This is a genomic window from Bacillus sp. T33-2 (assembly GCF_002860205.1).
Taxonomy (GTDB): domain Bacteria; phylum Bacillota; class Bacilli; order Bacillales; family Cytobacillaceae; genus T33-2.
Genome location: NZ_PGVB01000056.1, coordinates 1 through 5,637 on the forward strand (window position 1 = coordinate 1; position 5,637 = coordinate 5,637).

Consider the following 5,637-nt stretch of genomic DNA (forward strand, 5'->3'; position numbering starts at 1 on the left):
ATGTAAAGCCTTTATATATAATTTAGCTCCAAAAACTAATTACACAAAATTATTTATACTCCCTAGAAAATAGGAACGATAGGTACTATAATAAGCCCTTCTCACTCGAGAGGGGCTTTATTACATAAAAAGACCCGTGTCTGGTATCACGGGCAACGTTGGGTATTCGTCCTTACGTTTTCTGTTATTCAGTAAAATTGAACGTTTTGTTAAAACGGTAATTCATCATTCATTTCGTGCCCAATAACTTTCTTTTCATACTCCTTAACTTGTTCAGTGACATCCTTGTCACCGTCCACAATAACCTTCACAATACCCTCCACAAATCCTTCACGCTTAATCTGCATCCACCATTCATAAGCCACTTGTTCAGGTCGCCGGTCACGAAGAGGGAATGTGCCTCCTTGAGTCATGTATCCAGCTGCCGATATATAATCAATTCTAATTGTTATAGTCAACATGCATCACCTTTGATTTATTCCTTAGCTACTGAGCAATGGTGCCATTGGATATTTGCAAATATTGTCCATTGGTCACATTGACCATAAATCTACCGTTAAAATTCTCATTATCGATGATATCGCTCTTTCCAACAGGTCCAGACATTTTTGCAACATAACCATTTCCATAACTCTCAATCACATACTGGCCTGCTGGTATATCGGTCCCAACTTTATACAGTGCAGATTGTTTATAGTCCTCTACATTGTTTAACACTTGGTAGATTTCTTTGGCACTGCTCACTCCTAATGTACCAAATGCTCCAGTACTAATTAACACTCCACCAGTTTCTATATTACCAACGTCGTGTACATGGACATAACCGAAGCTGTCAAAATTTTCGTTGTCAATAATATTACCGGCAGTATCCTTTTCTGCATAATACTTGCCACTCCCATCAAATGAAATAAACGCATATTCGCCAGGAGGCAAGTCCCCTTTAATATATGATCCACTATCGAAGGCTTGTTTAGCATCAATTAATCCCATTATTTGTTCGAACATTTTTTGTTGAGGTGTTTTAGCTGCTTCTTCTTCAGCTTTCCTTTTAGCCTCGGCTTCTTCTTGTTTCCTTGCTTCTTCTTCAGCTTTTTTCTTGGCCTCAGCCTCTGCGACTGCTTTCTCTTCCTCTGTCTTTTCTTCCTTTACTGCATTACCCTCATTTTGGACTTCGGAAGCGACCTTAGTGCTTGCGGTTTCTTTATCATCTGATATATCAATAGAAAGCGCAGCAATTAACAAAACAAAGCATCCAGCCGCATAAAACAGATATTTTTTTACTTTCCCGGATTTTTTGAAGAAAGACAAAGCAGCCATAAACATAAAAATAACGATCGCAAACATACTAAGCAAACCAATGAACTCCCACATTATTGTTGTCCCCCCATGATTTAATTATTTATAAAAAAAAGTTTTCAAATGATTATTTCTGTAAAGTTAAATCCTTTTCCTCTTTTTCCTGTAAATATTCGCCAACAGGTGGCGGCAGTTTTGTAATAAACCGTCCATATCCATCCTTGGTCTTTATCAGGTTCAATGAGTGGAACCGTTTGAGGTTCATCAAATCTTCCAAATCAAACGGCTTCAGTTCATCCTGCAGCTCCTTAAAGTTTTCTTTATCGCAGCCGGCAATCAGCATATAACTGGCGCTGGCACTTCTAAGTTCTGGACGGATGGATTTAATTTGATTTAGGTAGTGGCAGCTGATAATGGGCTTAATATTAAATTTTGGCAACCGACTTAATTTGCTTGTCAAAAATTTTTCCGTATTCTCCACCTGATATAGTTCATCGATTACCAGGTTCACTTTTGTCATTGCGTCCCGGCGCTCCTTGTATTTTCGTTTACGCATCTGCAAGGCCATCCATATCTTTGTGATCCAGTAAGTACAGTAGATGTCTTTTTCATTGTCTGTCGTAAACATATGCTCCGGCATCCGGATGCAGATCAGCTGGCTCTTTTGCATTTCTTCAACCAGGTTAAAATTATGCTCGGTGGATTTCTTAAGCATAAGCTCCATATAAGTATTGTTCTTTAATTTGTTTAGGCGATCGATAATACCTACGATTAGATTCAGCTTTGTACCGCAGAGTTCATCATTTTTATTGTAATCATCCAGTTCATAAAGGCTCATCATATACTCGTTCATATTCTGATATTGATTTTGAGGAACTTTCTTTAAGAACCGATGCCTTGCATTATGGTCCTGTAGCACTAGGAATACATCCCGAACACTGCCGCCGGTGATAAATACCACTAATGATGCACTTATTAAATAACGTTCCATTTTAGGCGACAGAGTAGTGTCTGCCGTATTGATTGAATTGACCAGAGTCATCAGCTGGGTGGTTTGCTTCTTGGCATTGTCATACTGGATGAAAGAATCCTCGCTGATTTCTACCTCGTTATATCCGAGACCCTGGAGTTTTTCAAAATCGTTGCATTCAACATTCAGGATCTTATAAGGAGGGAAGAGGGCGGCCACCTCATCGCTCAATTCACAATTCCCGATGTAATCAAATAGTATGGTGCATTCACCGTCTTTGACCGTATCATAAGACAGGTTGCCGATTAACGTTGATTTGCCGGCGCGGTTGGGGCCAATAAGGATTAAAGACAGATACTTGAACTCTTTGTCGGTGGAAAGGAAGGCGTCTTGTTTGTGGCCGCGGTATGTGCTGGTGCCGATCCGCATCACTCCTTTTCTTAAATCCGCTGGAACCTCGGTCTCCTGAGTCTCGACCTTTTCTATAAAATTATATTTTTCAAGAATATCCCGGCCGGCAAGAGAGAGGAAGTTCTGAGCCTCTTGGTCACCGACTTTGTTAACCTCAGCCCTGATATTATAGTCAGTAAAGCTGAATGGTTTCAGGGGCTTTGCTGTTAAACGGTTGTCGTCGGCTATGGTGTCGAAGCTTTGTGCCAGGCTCCGGGCATTATTTCGCTGCCGCATTTTATCCTGGCTCTCACTGATCACGGCAATCTGAGTGTTCAAAATGGTGGCCGTGGCCTTCCGTCTGGTAGACTCATTAATTTGTTTCCCGCCGTTCAACCGTTCAAGTGTTTGTTCCAGCAAGCCGATGCTTTCTTCGCTGTTCTTGCGTTTGTTCTCCCCACCGATAGCTTCTCCGATATCATCGATTACGGAGGACACGAGGCCAATGGCCATCTTCAAGGCATAGGACATTCCCATCTTATTACGGTCTGTTGGCAAATTGCGTTTCACTTTCCGGATGGTATTCTCATAAGTGCTGCGCCAGTTGAACTGGGAAGTGGGCATGAAGTTATAAAACACCCCGACCTTGTCACCTTCTTCCATCACATCCACAATGTTTAACTTTGAGTGCAGCAGGTCATTGTTGCGCCGATCTGTTGCAAGGCTGAGGGCATCTTCCTTTGAATAAGCCAGCTGGTACCTGGTAGCCGACTCTTTGAAAGCTGGCAGCGCATCTACTTCCTTGACCGTAATATGTGACCATACATCACTGATTTTTTCCTTGATAATGGACAGGTGCTGCTTAGGTATTACAAAGAAAAACTCCACCTTCTTTTTCTCTATATAGACGTAAAAACTCACCTTAGAATTCATTTCCATGGAATACCTGGTCCCGAACAAAAACTCTTTGCCCAGGACCTTAATTAATTTGGAATCTTCCTTTTTGATGTTCTGGATGACGTTCCGGTAAAGGGAAGAGATAGCTTTTGCAAGTTTGTGAGTGGATTGGTTTCGGATTGAATTGTTAGGAGTAAGTTTTAGGAAGATGTATTCCGGACGAGTGATTTTGGCATAATCAGAGAACTTAATTTTTCTCATTTCAGTACACCCCGAATAAGAATTTCATTAGGATATTCACGACAATCAGAACGCCTGCCCATCGGCCACCGTCCCTCCAGCCAGCAACCTTCAGGATAATCAGTACAGCTGCTCCAATTAAAGTGCCGGCCATCAGCAGGTCTTTGGCAGCATCCAGGATACCAAGTATAATTTCTGTCGTTGCATCAGCAGCTTTTTCCCTCAGAGTTTCGGTACCGTGCTGAAAAAGTTTAGAGAACACTGCTCCTGGAGATATGTCGGGCCCGCTGATATTTGCAAGCTGTTCAGCCAGGGGAGTAGGATCCACAAAAGATCCATCCGCATCCTTCATGCCAAAATGCAGGTGAGGGCCTGTTGAATTCCCTGTGTTGCCGCTAGCTCCTATGATGTCGCCTACATGAATGTGTTGCCCAACATGAACATTGATATCGCTCATATGGCCATATATTGCATGGCTGCCGTCTGGCATCTGGACTGATAATCCTTTGCCGATTGCTCCGGATCCGTCAAAGACCTTATCGACCACTCCATCAGCTATCGACCTTAATATGGTACCTTCCGGCATGGCCAGGTCGATTCCGGAATGGGGGAGCATATCCCGGACTAATGCAAGCTCGCCAAATTCACCTGTTAGACGAAACTTCATTCGAAACCCTCCTATGCGTTCAATCCCTGAAATACTTCATCAACTTTATCCATTCCGTATGGAAGTCCTAATAGTATTAGGTAAATCAGCAAATGAGAGAAGAAGGATTTTTTTGCTCCATCCAGGTCGCCATTACCAACAGACTTAATGGTTTCGATTCCACCCTTAAAAATGATGATCCATTTGCCAATATTCACGAGCTCGTAATAAAGTTTTTTAGCACCAACATCAATTCCGGTACTGGCAAGAGCCGGGGCCCCGCCCAGCAGTACGATTATTGAAACACCAGCAATTTTATATACAGATCCATACTTCTTAAAATGGCGCTGCAGCTTCACAGGCAACCACTCGGGCTTAACTGGATTCATAAACTCCTTGATGGACATAGCCTCTGTTTTCATCCGGACATACCTCCGATAAAATTTATTTTGGTTAACAACTACATGGACAGACATATTTCTAACGTTGCTCGCATAAGCTGACATAGAAGCGTGTCAGCTACCTGGCCGCATTCTGTGCTTACAATACAAGACCATTCAGTTGCGCCATGCCGCCGGAAATAACCGGTCCAGCTGGCGCTTTTTTCTTTTTGTCCTCATAATCACGAATAACCAATGACTTGAGATAGCCCGATGCATTTGTATGAGTCCTTATATAGGAAATCAATTCACTCTGATAAGGATCCTTCCGATTAAGACACAACGGAATTCTCGCTATGTTGTCGTTGCCCTTAGCCAAGTTGAACACCTCCGGTAATGTTGTTAACCAGGTAATAACGGTCTGAAGAAGGATTTCAGCTTTTTGATTGCGAACTATTTATTAACTGGTGATACATATATACGGAAATATCCGTAAATAATGCCTGTACTTTCCGTAATTTTTTTTCGGGGTGGGAGACATGGCTGCAAAAATGCAGAGTAGATTAAGGGAGATATTGAAGAAGCAGGGTAGAAGCCAGAAGTGGCTGGCAGAACAGGTTGTTGTAAACAAATCAACAATCAGTGACCTGGTAAAGGGCGCGCACGATCCATCGTTGTTGGTTGCTTCACGTATTGCAAAAGCATTAGGAGTTAAGATTGAAGATATATGGTTTGAATAAGGATAAAAGAACCTCTAACTTCAATGGTTAGAGGGTGTTGTATTTGCGTTGTTCTATTATTAATACAAGACATCTTGT

Annotated in this window: 7 protein-coding genes; 1 reads left to right on the plus strand and 6 read right to left on the minus strand. The window is 42.1% G+C overall.

Annotated elements, in window-relative coordinates:
• Nucleotides 1-209 precede the first annotated feature (209 nt).
• From CVD19_RS23530 to CVD19_RS23555, 6 genes are all read right to left on the minus strand, one after another.
• Nucleotides 210-458: a hypothetical protein gene (locus CVD19_RS23530; RefSeq protein WP_101585616.1), complete on the minus strand. Its 249-nt coding sequence runs from the start codon at nt 456-458 to the stop codon at nt 210-212.
• A 28-nt stretch (nt 459-486) separates the two neighbouring features.
• Entirely contained in the window at nt 487-1,371 is an 885-nt protein-coding gene (locus CVD19_RS25090) for a hypothetical protein (protein WP_101585617.1), read from the minus strand.
• Between the two features lie 52 nt (nt 1,372-1,423).
• On the minus strand, nt 1,424-3,814 hold the full coding sequence (locus tag CVD19_RS23540; protein WP_101585618.1) for a hypothetical protein: 2,391 nt from the start codon (nt 3,812-3,814) through the stop codon (nt 1,424-1,426).
• A 1-nt stretch (nt 3,815) separates the two neighbouring features.
• Nucleotides 3,816-4,460: a M23 family metallopeptidase gene (locus CVD19_RS23545; protein WP_101585619.1), complete on the minus strand. Its 645-nt coding sequence runs from the start codon at nt 4,458-4,460 to the stop codon at nt 3,816-3,818.
• An 11-nt stretch (nt 4,461-4,471) separates the two neighbouring features.
• Nucleotides 4,472-4,861, minus strand: coding sequence for a hypothetical protein (locus CVD19_RS23550; protein WP_101585620.1), 390 nt, complete (start codon nt 4,859-4,861; stop codon nt 4,472-4,474).
• Nucleotides 4,862-4,979: 118 nt separating this feature from the next.
• Nucleotides 4,980-5,198 carry a hypothetical protein gene (locus CVD19_RS23555; RefSeq protein ID WP_101585621.1) on the minus strand — a complete coding sequence of 73 codons (219 nt, stop codon included), beginning with the start codon at nt 5,196-5,198 and terminating at the stop codon, nt 4,980-4,982.
• A gap of 172 nt (nt 5,199-5,370) precedes the next feature.
• Between CVD19_RS23555 and CVD19_RS23560 the strand changes: the two genes are divergently transcribed.
• The gene (locus CVD19_RS23560) at nt 5,371-5,559 is read left to right on the plus strand and encodes a helix-turn-helix transcriptional regulator (RefSeq protein ID WP_180953776.1); all 189 of its coding nucleotides are present in this window, start codon (nt 5,371-5,373) and stop codon (nt 5,557-5,559) included.
• Nucleotides 5,560-5,637 lie beyond the last annotated feature (78 nt).